This is a genomic window from Ideonella sp. P3_A4, from assembly GCF_056403075.1.
In genome coordinates this window covers 1-15,573 of the sequence record NZ_JBFUGE010000012.1, presented here as the reverse complement: position 1 = coordinate 15,573, position 15,573 = coordinate 1, and the positions used below count along the sequence as shown (strand labels likewise).

Below are 15,573 nucleotides of genomic sequence, written 5' to 3'. Positions count from 1 at the left end.
GCGCTCAATGCGGTGATCCTTCGCGGCCCACGCCGCGAAACTGATCAAAACGCTGAGGACGGCTGATCGCTGCATGCCTACACTCGGCGCACCAAAAAATGTGCGCACCGAGGGAGGTACCCATGCACGACCAAAACGCCGAGCACAACGGCGGGCCAGACGCGTTCGCCGCCACGCAACCCAGCACGCTGGACCTGCCTACCACCGGCCCGCAACGCCTGAACGTCGAGTTCACCGGTTCGGGCAGCGAATACTTCCGCATCTGGCTGGTCAACCTGCTGCTGAGCATCGTCACGCTGAGCCTGTACCGGCCGTTCGCCAAGGCGCGCCGGCTGGCCTACTTCCACGGCAACACGCTCGTCGGCGGTCAGCCACTGGGCTTTCATGGCGACCCGTGGAAGATGCTGCGCGGCTACCTGCTGATGGTGCTGTTCGGGGTGGTTTATTTCGCGTCAGGCCGTTTCTCACCGATCGCTGCGGGCGTGGCCTTCGTCTGCTTTGCGCTGTTGTGGCCGGCACTGTGGCGCGCTTCGCTGCAGTTTCGCCTCGCCAACACCAGCTGGCGCGGCCTGCGGTTCGGCTTCCACGGCAGCCTTGGCGGTGCGTACGGTGCCATGCTGCCCGCGTTCCTGCCTTGGCTCGGCCTGATCCTCGCGGGGATGCTGATGCCCCGGCCGGACGCCGAGGGCGCCGCGCCGATCGCACCGCCGCCGTGGCTGATGTCGCTGCTCGGCCTGTCCTTCGTCGCGATGCTGCTGGTGCTGCCCTTGTCGCTGTCTTGGGTCAAGCGTTACCAGCATGGCCACTACCGCTATGCCAGTGAGCAAACACAGCTGGACGCCGGCACCGGCCGCTTCTATACCTTCGCGCTGAAGGTGTTCGGCGTGTCGCTGGTGGCAATGATCGTGGCTGGCATCTTCTTCGCGGTGCTCATGGCCACCGCATTCGCGGGCAGCTCAAAGGGCAGCGCGCCGGCGCCCTGGGCGGTGCCGCTCATGATCCTGGGGTCGCTCGGCATGTATGCGATCTACTTCGCGCTGATGCTGCCGTTCGCACAGTCGCGGCTGCAGAACCTGGTCTGGGGCCACACGCGTTCGCAAGCACTGCGTTGCCACAGCGAGCTGAAGCTTTGGCCGCTCGGTTCCTTGACGCTGAAGAACCTGTTCCTGGTGATCATCACGCTGGGTCTGTACTGGCCGTTTGCCGCAATCGCCATCGCGCGCCTGCGCCTGTCTGCGATCAGCATTGACCTCGACGGCGACCTGTCGCAATGGCAGGCCCACGCCGCCAACGGCCAGAATGACGCCACCGGAGACGCCGCCGGCGACTTCTTCGGCATCGACATGGGCCTGTGAACGCACCCGACACCTCCACCTTCACGCCGCCGCTGGCCACCGAGTATTTCGATGGCCAGCGCCCGATCGCCCAGGCCGTCACGCTGCGCATCGACGGCGGCGACCTGCTGATCGAAGGCCCCGGGCTCAGCCGCCGTGTGCCGCGGCGCCAGCTGCGCTGGCCTGAGCGGCAACGCCATGGTGCTCGGCTGATGTACCTGCCGCAGCATGGCCTGATCAGCCATGGCGACGGTGCCGGCTGGGACGCCTGGGCTCGCGCGCAAGGCCTGCGCGACCCGTGGGTGGTGCGCTGGATGCAGAGCTGGCGTGGCGTGCTGTGGGCACTGCTGGCCTGCGTGCTGCTGGCCGCGGCGTTCTGGCAGTGGGGTGTGCCTTGGGCCGGGCGCGCGGTGGTGGCGGCCATCCCGGCCTCGGTCGACCAATCCATCGGCGAGCAGGCGTTGGCCTCATTCGATCGCGAAGGCCTGAACCCGAGCCAGCTCAGCGCCGACCAACAAGCGGCGATCCGTCGCGCGTTCGCAGCTGCGGTCGAGCGAGCCTACCCGGCGGCTGAGCGGCCCGCCTACACGCTGAACTTCCGCAGCGCCGGCCGGATGAAGATCGGCCCCAACGCGTTCGCACTGCCGGGCGGGCAGATGGTGTTGACCGACGAGCTGGCCGTGTTGCTGGCCGATGCGCCCGATGTGACCACCGGCGTGCTGGCCCATGAGCTGGGCCATGTGCGGCACCGCCACGGCATGCGCACGGTCGTGCAGGCCGGTCTGCTGGCCGGCCTGGCAGGTCTGGTGGTGGGGGACTTTTCCAGCGTGCTGGCCACGGTGCCGGCAGTGCTGGGCCAGCAGGCCTATGCGCGCGATTTCGAGCGCGAGGCCGACCAGGAAGCGATCGTGGTGCTGCGCGCCAATGGCGTGCGGCCCAGCCAGATGGTGGTGCTGTTCGATCGGCTGTCCGATTGGCGCCAACGCCAGGGCCACGGCGACCTCACCGAGCTGCCGATCGCGGTCGCCGACCACCCGGCCGACGCCGAGCGCACCCGCGCCTTCCGCGACGCCGATTCGGCGCGCTGACCGCAGCCGCTCAGCGGGCGGCGACCACCAGCGGCAGCGGGCGGGCCGCCGTCAAGTCCCCGTTCGACGAAGCATCAGCTTCGGGCGACATCATGGCCATGCCGGCGCTGATCAGCACGACCGAGGCGATCACCGAGCCGCCCAGCATCAGCAGCGGCGACCAGGTCAGCCACGCCACCAAACGGCGGGGCTTGTCTTGCAGAAGGTTTCGCATCTGGAATCCGGTCAGGGTGGTGGGTGAGGTGGCCCGTTCATTCAGAACGGCCATACCCACACATACGCAATCCCGCCGTCAAACCGGACACTAGCTGTCAGCTGTTACACAAATACGTCAATCTGCGTGACCTGGCGCACGAAAACGCACCGGGGCGGTGCGATCAACGGGTCAGTGCGCGGGCGATCGCCTGGTCGCGTTGGCGCCACGCGGGCACGGCCAGCAGGCGGCCGTCCGCCGCGCCGGCGGTCGGCGGAGCCTGACCTCGGCAGCGCGCGTCGAGCCGGCCGGCCAGCCAGGCCTCGGGTGCCGTCGGCACGCTCATCGCCAAACTCGCAACGGCCTGGGCGGCCAGCCGACAGGCCGGGCCTGAGTCTTTGGATGAGTCCAGCAGAGCCTCGGCCCAGACCGCCTGCAGCTGGCCCTGTTCAATGCGGCCGACACGCACCAGCACCTCGTCGTCGATTCCCGCCAGCCCAGCCTGCGCTGCGGCGGCAGCTTGCGCAGGCTGGCCGGCCCACAAGGCAGCGCGAGCCCGCCACAGTGCCAGCTGGGCGGCGGAACGCACCTGCACCACCCGGTGAGCGCTGGCGACCTGCTGCTCTTCCTGAACCTGCCAGGCGGCCAACTTGGCATCGGCTGCGGTGCGGGCTTGCGGCTGCGCGGCCAGCCCCATCACCGCGAAGATCGCCTCGGTGCGCGCCAGCGCCCGCTGCACCCGGGGCACCTGCGCCACCGCGTCGGGCACGCGCCGCGCCTGCAGCAAGGCAGCCTGTGCGCCCGCGGGGTCACCGGCTTCGGCGCGCAGGGCCGCCAGCCCGGCCCACCAGATCGCGCTGGTGTCGGTGCCGGTGGCCACCGGCAGCTTGGCGCGGCGCGCCAGCCCCGCCAGCGCGTTGTCGTAATCCTGTGTGGCCTCGTCCCACAGGCCCAGCACCGTATGCGCTTCGGCGAGCTCGCGGTCGATCGACGGCAGCGTATAGGCCTCGGCCAAGCCGCTGGCCCCGACCAGCGTGTCACGCAGCGGCACCAACAGCGCCAGCGCCTGTTGCGGCTGGCCGGTGTCGCGCTGTGCGCGGGCCAGCCGCAACCCCGTCTGCAGGCTGTCGACATGGGCCGGGCCCAGGCCATCGCGGCTGCGCGCATGGGCTTCTTCGTACAAGGCCCGCGCGGCCGGCAATTCGCCCAGGCGCGACAGCACATCGGCCAGTTCGGCCTGCGGCTTGGTCAACGCAAACGCCGGCGTGGCCGGGTCGGCGCGCAGCACCGCCAGGGCCTGCTCGTACAACGCACGCGCATCGGCCAAGCGGTTCTGGCTCATCCAGCGCACGCGTGCCAGGCCGATCAACGCGCGGCTGAAGTAGGGCGCCTGGCCCGGCTGACCTTGCAGCAGGCGGATCGCCTCGCCAAAGGCGTGTTCGGCCGCCGCCGGGTCGCTGTCTTCACTCAGGTTGCCGCGTGCCAGCCAGTAGCGGGCCAAGGGGCCTAACGCCGTGCGCGGCACCTGGGTCAGCTGCAGCGCGGCCTGGTCGAGCAGGCGCCGGGCCTCGGCCTGGTCGCTGCTGCCAGCAGCCAGGCTTTGCCGCACCAGCGCATCGAAGTGCTCGGACGAACGCTCGCCGAAGGCGCGGGCGGTGAAGCCGGCCAACTCGGCTGTCACTTCACGCTGGTGTTGGTCGTCATCGACGTCGCCGTACAGATCGGCCAAGGTCGCCAGCACGTCGCGCTGCACCTCCGGGTCGGCCAGCGGGTGTTCGCGCAGACGCTGGGCCGACAGGTCGAGCAATTCGCGCGCGCTGACCTTCGCGCTGCGCGCCGGGTTGGCGTCGAGCCAGGACACCGGCTTGTACAGCGCCAGYAGGAAATCGCGCGTGGCCGCCGCGCGCTGCGCTTCGCGTTCGGCGATCAGCCCCTGGCGCACTGACACCGCGGTGGTCGCCACCAAGGTGCCAACCAGCAGCGTGCCCATCACGACTGCCGTGCGGTGCCGACGCACAAAGCTGCGCAGCCGGATCCAGCGTGAGTCGGGCCGGGCCCGCACCGGCAGCCCGTCCAGCCAGCGCTGCAGGTCTTCGTGCAGTGCGGCCACGCTGGCGGTGCRCTCGGTGGGTGACTTGCGCAGAGAGGCCAGCACGATCGCGTCCAGCTCACCGCGCAGCGCGCGCGCCAGCCGGCGCGGCGTCAACCCGCGCGCCTGTGCGGCCGGCGCCAGTGGCTTGGCGCTGGGCCGCGTGGCCGGCGCTTCGAGCACCGCGGTTTCGCGCTGGGCCGGGCTGGCTTGCTTCAGACGGTACGGGCGTTCACCACACAGCAGCTCGTAGAGCAGCACGCCCAGCGCATAGACATCGCTGGCGGTGGTCAATGGCTCGCCGCGCAGTTGCTCGGGGCTGGCGTAGTCAGGCGTCAGCAGGCGACCGCAGAACTGCGTCAGCTGGGTGTCGGCGGTGCGGCCTTGCTCTTCGTCCAGCAGCTTGGCGATGCCGAAGTCGAGCAGCTTGACCTGGCCGCGGCCGGTGACCAGGATGTTGCTGGGTTTCAGGTCGCGGTGCAGCACCAGCGCCGCATGCGCATGAGCCACCGCATCCAGCACCTGCAGGTACAGCCGGACCCGCGCGCGCAGGCCGAGCGAGCGTGCATCGCACCAGTCGGTCAGCGGCTGGGCATCGTCGATCAGCTCCATCGCCAACCACGGCAAGCCCTGGTCGACGCCGGCGTCGTACAGCCGCGCGATATGCGGGTGTTCGAGCCGCGCGAGGATGTCGCGCTCACGTGCCAGCCGGGCGGCCAGGTCACCACGCCAGGGCAGGCGCTGCGGCAGCTTCAGCGCCACCTGGCGGACGTAGGCGCCATCGGCCCGCTCGGCGCGCCAGACCACCGCCATGCCGCCGGCACCCAGCGGCGCGGTGAGCCGCCAGGGGCCGACGCATTGGCCGGCTTGCAGGCCACGACCGGCCTCGAATGGCGTAGCGGCTTCGGCCGGCTGCGGGCCGAGCGATGGCAGGCGCGCCAGCGGATCGTCGCCGCCGCGCGTCGCATGGGCCTGCAGCAGCCGCGCGAGCTCGCGCGCCATCGCCGGCTCACGTTGCATCAACGCGGCCAGCCACTCGCCGCGCGCCTCGGCGGCCAAGTCCAGCGCTTCATCGAACAACGCGCTGACGCGCGCCCAGCGCTGCCGCGCGGGCACGGTGTCATCGGGCGTGGCCAGCGTGGTCATGGCTGCCTGCGCCTCAGGCGCGCAGCCGATCGAGCAGGAAGGCGCGCGCCTTGTCCCACTGCCGGCGCACGGTGCGCTCGGACGCATCGATCAAGCCAGCGATCTCGAGCTGGCTGTAGCCGGCGAAGTACTGCATCTCGACGATGCGCGCGAGCGCCGGGTCCAGCTGCTCCAGTTCGGCCAACGCGTCGTGGATGCGCAGCACGAGTTCGTCGCTGCCCGCGTCACCACCGACCAGCGGCTCGTCGGCCGGCAACAGGTCATCCAATGGCACATGGGCTGCGCCACCCCCTCGGCGTTGCGCCCAGTGCTCACGCACGAGGTCGACCACGACATGGCGCATCACCGTCGCGGCATAGGTGAAGAAGTGCCGCCGATCGGCCAAGGCCAGCCCCGGCGCACGAACGAAGCGCAGAAAACTTTCGTGCACCAGCTCGGTCGTCGACATCGAGGCGCCACCGGTGCCGGCGGCGAACAGCCGTGCATGGGCAATGCGGCGAAGCTCGGGGTACAGGCGTGTGAAAACGCGGTCGAACGCCCCCGGCTCGCCCTGGGCGGCGCGCTGGATCCACTCGGTCAGTGGTGGGTCTTCGATCACGGATGCGTCAGTCACCGGCCGAGCATAGTCAGGGTCGGCTTCGGCCGTCTCCCTAAAATGCGGGACATGCACTTCCCTAAGATGCTGGCTGAGGCCACCGCCCGCCACCAGTCGCTGCTGTGCGTCGGGCTCGACCCGGACCCRGCGAAATTTCCGGCCCCGTGGCAAGGCGACGCCAGCCGGATCCACGATTTCTGCGCCCGCATCGTCGACGCGACCAAGGACCTGGTCTGCGCCTTCAAGCCGCAGATTGCCTACTTCGCCGCCCACCGCGCCGAAGACCAGCTCGAGCAGCTGATGGCCTACATCCGCCGCGTCGCCCCCGACGTGCCGGTGATCCTCGACGCCAAGCGCGGTGACATCGGCCCGACCGCCACGCAGTACGCGCGCGAGGCCTTCGAGCGTTACCAGGCCGACGCGGTGACCTTGTCGCCCTTCATGGGCCAGGACTCGATCGAGCCCTACCTGAAGTACGACGGCAAGGGCCTGATCCTGCTGTGCCGCACGTCGAACCCCGGGGGCAGCGACCTGCAGGCCCAGAAGCTGGCCAACGGCGATCACCTGTACGAACACGTCGCCAAGCTCGCCGCCGGCGCGTGGAACCGCGATGGCCGGCTCGGCCTGGTCGTCGGCGCCACCTTCCCGCGCGAGCTGGCCCGGGTGCGCGAGCTGGCACCGACGCTGCCACTGCTGATCCCAGGTGTCGGCGCGCAAGGTGGCGACGCCGCCGAGACGGTGAAGGCCGCCTGGCGGCCGGACGCGCCGATCATCGTCAACTCGTCGCGAGCCGTGCTGTATGCCGGCAGCGGCGAGGACTTCGCCAGCCGCGCCCGCGCGGTGGCGGATGCGACCCGGCGCGAGCTGGATGCCGCCCGCGGCTGAATCCGGCTTTCCCGAGGGAAGCCCCATCACGGGCCTCTCCGGTTTCGGCGGACACTCGACCGTCTCTCACTTTCACCACTCCGCAGTACCCGTGGCTGGCAGGCATTCCCCGACGGGGTTCGCATCGACCGCCCGCCAGCGCTTCCTGATCGGCGCTGGTCTGGCTGCTGCAGCCATCGGCGGCGTGGCCTGGGCGCTGCCCAGCCATTGGGGTCCCGTCGCGCGGGCCACCGCGATGGCCGGCACGGCGCTGCTGGCGCTGGGCGCCGCCGCCTGGCCGCTGTGGCGGGCCGTGTCAGTCAGCGGCGCCGCCGCGGCCAGCGCCAACAAGCACCTCGCGGCCTGGCTCGACGTCACCGCCCACGCCTACATCGAACTGGACGATCGCGGCCAGGTGCTCGAATCGACCTCGCATGGCGAGCACTCGCTGTTCGGTGCCGATCCGCCGCACGTCGGCCAAGCGCTGTGGGACATGACCCAGGCCCAGCTGGCACCCGAGGTGGCCAAACGCCTGCGCCGCGCGGTGCAGGCCCGCGAGGCCTGGCCCGAGATCGAGCTCGACTGGGCCGACGGCCGCGGCGGCCTGCGCCCCTTGAGCCTGTGCGGCGTGCCGCGCTTCGACGTGCTGGGCCGCTTCGTCGGCCATTGGGTGCTGCTGCGCGACCGCCGTGCCGAAGTGCACACCCGCGACGCACTGAAGGCCACCGAGACACGCTTCCACGACCTGTTCCGCCGCATCCCGCAGCCGCTGGTGCTGCACCGCGAAGGCATCGTGCTGGACGCGAACCCGGCTGCGGTTGCGCTGTTCGGCCACCAGGACCTGCACTCGATGCTGGGTGGCAACCTGCTGGAGCGTTATGTCGAAGGCGAAGACCGCGAACGCGCGCTCGCCCGGTTGCGCCAGGTCGAGGGCCTGACGCTCGGGCAGACGCTGCCGGCGAGCGAATACCGCATCTTGCCGATGGGGGGCAAGCCGCTGATCGTGCAGGTCAGCAGCGCACCGGTGGACGTGGACGATGGCCGCGCGACGCTGTCGATCTACACCGACGAGACCGAACGCCGCGAGTCCGAGCAGGCGGTCAAGCGCTCCGAGGCCTTCCTGTCGCACTTGGTGGCGACCAGCCCCGACCTGATCACGCTGACCGAGCTGGCCACCGGCCGCTACACGATGGTCAACCCGGCCTTCGAGCGCATCACCGGCTGGCCGGCCGGCGAGGTGCTGGGCCGGACCTCGGTCGAGTTCGGCCTGTGGGTCGACCACGACGACCGTCGCCGCCTGGTCGCCGCGCTGAAGGAACACGGCGCGGTGCAGAACTTCGCCGCCGGCATGCGCACACGCGATGGCCGGCTGCTGACGATGCTGCTGTCGGCCGCGGTGTTCGCGATGGACGGGCGTGACTACCTGGTGATCAATGCACGCGACATCACCGCCGCCGAGCAGGCGCAGCTCGAACGCGAGGCGATCCTCGACAACGCGTTGATGGGCATCGCGCTGACGCGCGACCAGCAGTTCATCCTCGTCAACCCGCGCTTCGAGCTGATGTTCGGCTGGCCGCCGGGGCTGATCGTCGGTCAGCACGGCAGCGTGGTCTGGCCGACGCCGGCCGACCACCAGGCAGTGGGCCGCGAGGTCGGGCCGGCCTTGTCGCGCGGCGAACAGATCGAGATCGAGCGGCCGATGATGCGGCGCGACGGCAGCGTGTTCTTCTGCCGCTTGCTGGCCAAGTCGCTGGCCGGCACCGGCCCGGGCCGCGGCGGCACCATCTGGCTGGCCGAAGACGTGACCGAGAAGCGCCAGGTCGAGCAGGCGCTGGCCAAGGCCCGCGACGACGCCGAAGCGGCCAGCCGCGCGAAAAGCGCCTTCCTCGCCAACACCAGCCACGAGATCCGCACGCCGTTGAATGCCTTGCTCGGGCTGGCGCGCCTGGCACGGCAGCCGGGAGTCGACGAATCGCGCCGGCGCCAGTACATCGAGCAGATCAGCGACTCGGCCGAAACGCTGTCCGGCATCCTCTCCGACATCCTCGACCTGTCGAAGATCGAGGCCGGCAAGATGCACATCGACCAGGTCCCGTTCGACCTGCACGGGCTGCTGCGCAGGGTGCACCAGGCCTACGGCTCGCTGGCCGACACCAAGGGCCTGGAGATGTCGGTCGATCTGGAAGACGACCTGCCGCCGGTGGTGATCGGCGACCCGGTGCGGGTGCGGCAGATCCTCAGCAACTTCCTGAACAACGCGCTGAAGTTCACCGAGAGCGGTGGCATCCGGCTGTCGGTGCTGTGGTCGCGGGCGCACCGGCTGCGCTTCGAAGTCACCGACACCGGCCCCGGCATCGACGAAGCGCAGCAGGCGCTGCTGTTCCGCCCGTTCTCACAGGCCGATGTGTCGCGCACGCGGCGCGTCGGCGGCACCGGCCTGGGCCTGTCGATCTGCCGCCAGCTGGCCCAGCAGATGGGCGGCGAGGTCGGCGTGGTCAGCGTGCCGGGCCAGGGCAGCTGCTTCTGGGCCGAGCTGCCGCTGCCAGCGGGCGACAACGAAGCGCTGGATTCGGTCTCCAGCGGTTTTGGTGCCGACCCGATCAGCGGCTCGCGCGTGTTGATGGTCGAGGACAACGCGGTCAACATGATGATCGCGGTCGCCTTGCTGGAGCAGTGGGGCGTCGAGGTCTCGCAGGCCGGCGACGGCCAGGAAGCGATCGAGGCAGTGGACAACGCGCAGGCCCGCGGCAGACCTTTCGACATGGTGTTGATGGACGTGCAGATGCCCGGCATGAGCGGCCATGAAGCGACCCGCCTGCTGCGGCTGCGTCACCCGGCCAATCGCCTGCCTGTCATCGCGTTGACGGCCGCGGCGCTGGTGTCCGAGCGCGACCAGGCGCTGGCCGCCGGCATGAACGACTTCCTGACCAAGCCGATCGATGCGGCTCGGTTGCGCAACACGCTGGTGCGTGCGCTGCGCATGCGCGACAGCGCCTGAGCCTGTCGCGGGTACCCAAGGCGCGCACCAGCGGCGCGCTGCCGCCACAATCCGGCCACCTTGGTTCTCAGGAGCTTGCCGTGACGACTTGGATGCGCCCACTTCACGCCACGCGCCGGCAGCTGCTGCTCGGCACCGTCGCCCTGATGGCGACGCTGGTCGGCCCAGGTGCCGCGGCCCAGGCCGTGCTGCGCGTCACCGCGATCCCCGATGAAGCGCCGACCGAACTGGCGCGCAAGTTCGCGCCACTTGGCCAGTACCTGGAAGCGCAGTTGGGCATGAAGGTCGAGTGGACGCCGGTGACCGACTACGCCGCCGCGGTCGAAACGCTGGTCAACCGCAAGGTCGACCTGGCCTGGTTCGGTGGCTTCACCTTCGTGCAGGCCAGCGTGCGCTCGGGCGGCAAGGTGATCCCGCTGGTGCAGCGCGAAGAAGACGCGAAATTCCGCTCGGTCTTCATCACCGACGCCGGCAGCGGCATCAAGCAGCTGGCCGACCTGAAGGGCCACACGCTCAGCTTCGGCTCGGCCTCCAGCACGTCAGGCCACCTGATGCCGCGTCACTATCTGCTCGATGTGGGGTTGAACCCGGAAGCGGACTTCAAGCGCATTGCGTTCTCCGGCGCGCACGACGCGACGATCGCCGCGGTCGCCTCAGGCAAGGTCGACGCGGGTGCGCTGAACATCTCGGTGTGGGAGAAGTTCGTTGCCGACAAGAAGGTCGACACCAGCCAGGTCAAGGTGTTCTTCACCACGCCGCCGTACTACGACTACAACTGGAGCGTGCACGCCGACATGCCAGCCGGGTTGCGCGAGAAGCTGCTCAAGGCCTTCCTGACGCTGGACCCGGCCAACCCGGCGCACAAGGAGATCCTGGCGCTGCAGCGCGCGACACGCTTCCTGCCGACCGCGCCCGAGAACTACAGCGGCATCCGCGCCGCGGCAGAAAGCGCCGGCCTGCTGAAGTGAGCACGGCCGCACGCACGGTGGGGTCACCGAGCCACTGGCGCATGACAGCTTGACCAAGTGGTAGCCTCGCCCGTCTTCGCTTCCCGCATGGACACCAAGCCGATGGAAACCACCCCCAACGCCCCGACCCCGCTCGCCGACCCGCGCACCAGCTTCCTCGAAGAGAAGGCCTTCAAGTCGCGCACGGTGCTGCTGTTCGGCAGCATCACCGATGTCACCGCCCAGGACACGGTGCGACGCCTGATCGCACTGTCCGCCGAATCCAGCGAGCCGATCACCCTGCTGGTGTCTTCGCCCGGCGGCCACCTGGAGTCCGGCGACACGATCCACGACGTGATCCGCTACATCGAGGCGCCGGTCAACGTGATCGGCACCGGCTGGGTCGGCAGCGCGGCCACCCACGTCTATCTGTCGGTACCGCGCGAGCGCCGCTTCTGCCTGCCGCAGACACGCTTCCTGATCCACCAGCCCAGCGGCGGCGCCGGCGGCCAGGCCACCGACATCGCCATCCAGGCCCGCGAGATCGTGAAGGCGCGCGAACGCATTGCCGTGGTCATCGCGCGCGAGACCGGGCAGCCGCTGGAACGTGTGCTGACCGACATCGAGCGTGACCGCTGGATGTCCGCCGAAGAGGCGATCGAGTACGGCCTGGTCGGCCGCGTCATCGAGCGCCAGGCCGACCTGCGCCGCTGATCGGGCGTTGATCGGTCGCGCGCTGCAAGACCTCGCGACGGGCCTACAAGGCTTCGTCGCAACGACCACGGCGGAGCACGGGCTCCGCTAAGCTGCGCCCCCATGCGCAAAACCATCTTCCGCACGCTCGGCGGTCTGTTCGCCGCCGCGCTGCTGCTCGCCACGATCTTCGTCGTCAACCTGGTCTGGTTCCGGCCCTTCAGCCTGAACCACTTCTACGAGAAGGTGTTCGTCAGCTTCATGCTCGACAACCCCGAGCTGCTGACGATGATGGGCATCGCCGAGCAGTTCGGCTACCGGCGCCACAACGCGCACCTGAACGATGAGTCGGAAGCCAAGGCCGAGCGCGACTTCGCGCAGTGGCACCAGAACCTGGCCGACCTGAAGGCCTATGACCCCGGCCGCCAGACCGAAGCGCAGCGGCTGTCGACCCGCGTGCTGGTCTGGTTCATCGAGAGCCAGCTCGAGGGCGAACGGTTCCGGCTCCACAACTACCCGGTCAACCAGCTGTTCGGCGTGCAGAGCCAGACGCCGGACTTCCTGATCAACCAGCACCGCATCGCCGACAGGCGCGGCGCCGACGATTACCTGGCGCGGCTGGGCGAGATCGGTCGCAAGTTCGACCAGGTGCATGACGGCCTGGTGCTGCGTGAGCAGAAGGGCATCGTGCCGCCGCGTTTCGTGATCGAACGCGTGCTGACCGAGATGCGCGGCTTCGCCAGCAAGCCGGCGGCCGAGAACCCGCTGTGCGTCAACTTCTCTACCAAGGTCGAGGCGCTCACCGATGTCACCCCGGCGGACAAGCCGGCCCTGAAAGCGCGCTGCCCCGAACTGGTCGACCAGGTCGTGCGGCCGGCTTACCAAAAGCTGATCACCTTCTTCGAGGGTCAACTGCCGCGAGCCACCACCGACGACGGCGTCTGGAAGCTGCCCGACGGCGATGCCTATTACGCCTACCGTGTGCGGCACGAGACCACCAGCAACATGACACCGCAGCAGGTGCATGAGCTGGGCCTGTCCGAGATCGCGCGCATCGAGGCCGAGATGAAGACCATCCTTGCTGCGCAAGGACAGCAGCGCGAGGGCGAGACCCCGGCGCAGGCGCTGGGCCGGTTGGCGAAGGACCCGCAGTTCCTCTACCCGAACGACGACGAAGGCCGCAAGCAGGCCCTGGCCGCCTACAGCAAGATGATCGAGGACCAGCTGCAGCGCTCGCGCGCGGTGGTCGGCATGACGCCGAAGGCGCCGATCGAGGTGCAACGCGTGCCCGAGTTCAAAGAGAAGACCGCACCGGGCGCCTACTACCAATCCCCGGCGATGGACGGCACCCGCCCCGGCGTGTTCTACGCCAACCTGCGCGACATGGGCTCGCTGCCCAAGTTCGGCATGCGCACCTTGTCGATCCACGAAGGTGTGCCGGGCCACCACTTCCAGATCGCGCTGTCGCAAGAGCAGCAGGGCGGCCCGACCTTCCGCAAGGTGCTGCCGTTCACCGCCTACATGGAGGGCTGGGCGCTGTACGCCGAGTGGCTGGGCACCGAGCTGGGCGTCTACAAGGACGATCCGTTCAGCGACCTCGGCCGGCTGCAGGCCGAGATGTTCCGCGCGGTGCGGCTGGTGGTCGACACCGGCATCCACGCCAAGCGCTGGACGCGCCAGCAGGCGATCGACTACATGGTCGCCAAGACGGGCATGCCCGAGGGCGAGGTGGTGGCCGAGATCGAGCGCTACATCGTCGACCCGGGCCAGGCCTGCGCCTACAAGGTCGGCATGCTGAGCATCCGCGCGGCGCGCGAAAGGGCGCAGAAGGCGCTCGGCGCGAAGTGGGACGCCGAGGCCGAGAAGGCCTTCCATGACGTGGTGCTGCGCGGCGGCGCGCTGCCGCTGGCGATCCTCGACGAGCAGGTCGACGGCTGGATCAAGAGCCGGTTGTAACGCTCATTTCTCGCGCCACCGATTTTGCGCATACTTCGCTCAACCAGGGAGAGGAACCGCTGACAAGCGACCCCGCGTGACCCGGCATGGGCGCGAGGGGGTGGGAGCGAGTGAAGTTGGCCAGTCTCTCCACCGTTCTGGGGCCGAGTTTCCTGTCTGAGCTGCCCGCGAGCGCCACCGAGCGGCGGCTGGCGCGCGGGGTCATGCTGGTGTCGGCGCTCGTGTTCGTCGCCCTGGTGCCTTTCGCCAAGACGCCGCTCGCGCCTGTCTGGGCTTTCATTCCGACCTACGAATCGGCGCTGATCGTCAACGACCTGATGACCGCCGCGCTGCTGATCGGCCAGTTCCTGGTCAGTCGCTCGAAGGCGGTGCGGGTGCTGGTGTGCGGCTACCTGTTCTCGGGCTTGATGGCCACCGCGCACATGCTCAGCTTCCCCGGGCTGTATGCCGACGGCGGCCTGATCGGCGGCGACAAGCAGACCACGGCGTGGCTGTACATGTTCTGGCACAGCGGCTTCCCGCTTTGCGGGATCGCCTACACCCGCTGGGAGGGCAAGGTCGGCAGCAGCACCCAGCGCGCGCTGGCGGCCGCGGCGGCGGCCGTGGCGGCGGTGGCAGCAGCGCTGATCTTGCTGACCACCACCGAGGCCCGCACGCTGCTGCCCGCCATCATGGCCGGCAACCACTACACGCCCGCGATGATCGGCGTCGTCACGACCGTGTGGCTGCTGAGCCTGGCGGCGCTGGTCGCGCTGTGGCGGCGGCGCCGGCATTCGGTACTGGACCTGTGGCTGAGCGTCGTGATGTGCGCGTGGCTCTGCGACATCGCCTTGTCGGCCGTCTTCAACGGCGGGCGCTTCGACCTGGGCTTTTACGCCGGCCGGGTGTATGGCCTGATGGCCGCCAGCCTGGTGCTGCTGGTGCTGCTGGTGGAGAACGGCTGGCTCTATGCCCGCTTGCTGCAGGCCGCCACCGAACTGCAGAGCCTGAACGGCGCCGATGCGCTGACCGGCATCGCCAACCGCCGCGCTTTCGACGAGGCGTTGGAGAGCGAGTGGCGGCGGTCACAGCGCAACCGGGCCCCGCTCGCGCTGCTGATGATCGACGTCGACCACTTCAAGGCGTTCAACGACTTCTACGGCCATGTGGCAGGCGACGACTGTCTGCGCCAGCTGGCCACCGCGCTGGCGGGCGCAGCCAAGCGTTCGGGCGAAGTGGCGGCGCGCTACGGCGGCGAGGAGTTCGCCATCCTGCTGCCCGAGCTGAACGAGGAAGCGGCGGCAGCGATGGCGCAGCAGATCTGCCAGGCCGTCTGCCAGCTCGACATCCCGCATGCGCAATCGCCGACCACCACCCGCGTCACGGTCAGCATCGGCGTGGCCTGCATCCGGCCCGCCAGCGCCACCGAGGCCGAGGCTGGTCCGGACGCGCAGAGCCTGATCCTGCTCGCCGACGCGGCGCTCTATGCCGCCAAGATGGGCGGCCGCAATCGCGCGCACAAGGCGCAAGCGCCCGCCCGCCCAACCCGCCATCCCGAGGCCCTGGCCGCGGTGGATTGAGCCCCCTCGCGCGGCGCCGACCAACGGCGACAACAAGCCGCCCGAACCACCCGCCTGTCACCTGGCGGTCATGCCTTTTGCTGCGCCGCAGCGAGCACCAAACTCCCCATT

At 69.6% G+C, this 15,573-nt stretch carries 11 protein-coding genes; 8 read left to right on the top strand and 3 right to left on the bottom strand.

Annotation, left to right across the window (positions count from 1 at the left end; translation table 11 throughout):
* The first annotated feature begins 122 nt into the window (after positions 1–122).
* The gene (locus AC1DYI_RS03295) at positions 123–1,355 is read left to right on the top strand and encodes a YjgN family protein (protein ID WP_477202640.1); all 1,233 of its coding nucleotides are present in this window, start codon (positions 123–125) and stop codon (positions 1,353–1,355) included.
* Positions 1,352–2,422 (top strand): M48 family metallopeptidase, encoded by a 1,071-nt coding sequence (locus AC1DYI_RS03290; protein WP_477202639.1) that lies wholly within the window; start codon positions 1,352–1,354, stop codon positions 2,420–2,422. The genes AC1DYI_RS03295 and AC1DYI_RS03290 overlap by 4 nt, the downstream gene beginning before the upstream one ends.
* Before the next feature lie 10 nt (positions 2,423–2,432).
* On the opposite strand, the gene AC1DYI_RS03285 is transcribed toward AC1DYI_RS03290, so the two are convergent.
* The 3 genes from AC1DYI_RS03285 to AC1DYI_RS03275 all read right to left on the bottom strand — a co-directional run bounded on the left by AC1DYI_RS03285 (position 2,433) and on the right by AC1DYI_RS03275 (position 6,463).
* A complete protein-coding gene (locus tag AC1DYI_RS03285; RefSeq protein ID WP_477202638.1) occupies positions 2,433–2,636 on the bottom strand; it encodes a hypothetical protein in 204 nt (67 codons plus the stop codon).
* Positions 2,637–2,799: 163 nt separating this feature from the next.
* Complete coding sequence (locus AC1DYI_RS03280) at positions 2,800–5,850, bottom strand: serine/threonine-protein kinase (protein ID WP_477202637.1); 3,051 nt, start codon at positions 5,848–5,850, stop codon at positions 2,800–2,802.
* 13 nt (positions 5,851–5,863) lie between these two features.
* The gene (locus AC1DYI_RS03275; protein WP_477202636.1) at positions 5,864–6,463 is read right to left on the bottom strand and encodes an ECF-type sigma factor; all 600 of its coding nucleotides are present in this window, start codon (positions 6,461–6,463) and stop codon (positions 5,864–5,866) included.
* Positions 6,464–6,514: 51 nt separating this feature from the next.
* Between AC1DYI_RS03275 and pyrF the strand changes: the two genes are divergently transcribed.
* From pyrF to AC1DYI_RS03245, 6 genes are all read left to right on the top strand, one after another.
* On the top strand, positions 6,515–7,330 hold the full coding sequence (gene pyrF, locus AC1DYI_RS03270) for an orotidine-5'-phosphate decarboxylase (protein ID WP_477202635.1): 816 nt from the start codon (positions 6,515–6,517) through the stop codon (positions 7,328–7,330).
* A gap of 91 nt (positions 7,331–7,421) precedes the next feature.
* A complete protein-coding gene (locus tag AC1DYI_RS03265) occupies positions 7,422–10,307 on the top strand; it encodes a PAS domain-containing hybrid sensor histidine kinase/response regulator (RefSeq protein ID WP_477202634.1) in 2,886 nt (961 codons plus the stop codon).
* A gap of 92 nt (positions 10,308–10,399) precedes the next feature.
* Positions 10,400–11,275, top strand: coding sequence for a putative selenate ABC transporter substrate-binding protein (locus tag AC1DYI_RS03260; protein WP_477202661.1), 876 nt, complete (start codon positions 10,400–10,402; stop codon positions 11,273–11,275).
* 102 nt (positions 11,276–11,377) lie between these two features.
* Positions 11,378–11,968 carry an ATP-dependent Clp protease proteolytic subunit gene (locus tag AC1DYI_RS03255; protein WP_477202633.1) on the top strand — a complete coding sequence of 197 codons (591 nt, stop codon included), beginning with the start codon at positions 11,378–11,380 and terminating at the stop codon, positions 11,966–11,968.
* Positions 11,969–12,070: 102 nt separating this feature from the next.
* The gene (locus tag AC1DYI_RS03250) at positions 12,071–13,903 is read left to right on the top strand and encodes a DUF885 domain-containing protein (RefSeq protein ID WP_477202632.1); all 1,833 of its coding nucleotides are present in this window, start codon (positions 12,071–12,073) and stop codon (positions 13,901–13,903) included.
* Between the two features lie 116 nt (positions 13,904–14,019).
* Positions 14,020–15,462, top strand: coding sequence for a GGDEF domain-containing protein (locus AC1DYI_RS03245; RefSeq protein ID WP_477202631.1), 1,443 nt, complete (start codon positions 14,020–14,022; stop codon positions 15,460–15,462).
* Positions 15,463–15,573 lie beyond the last annotated feature (111 nt).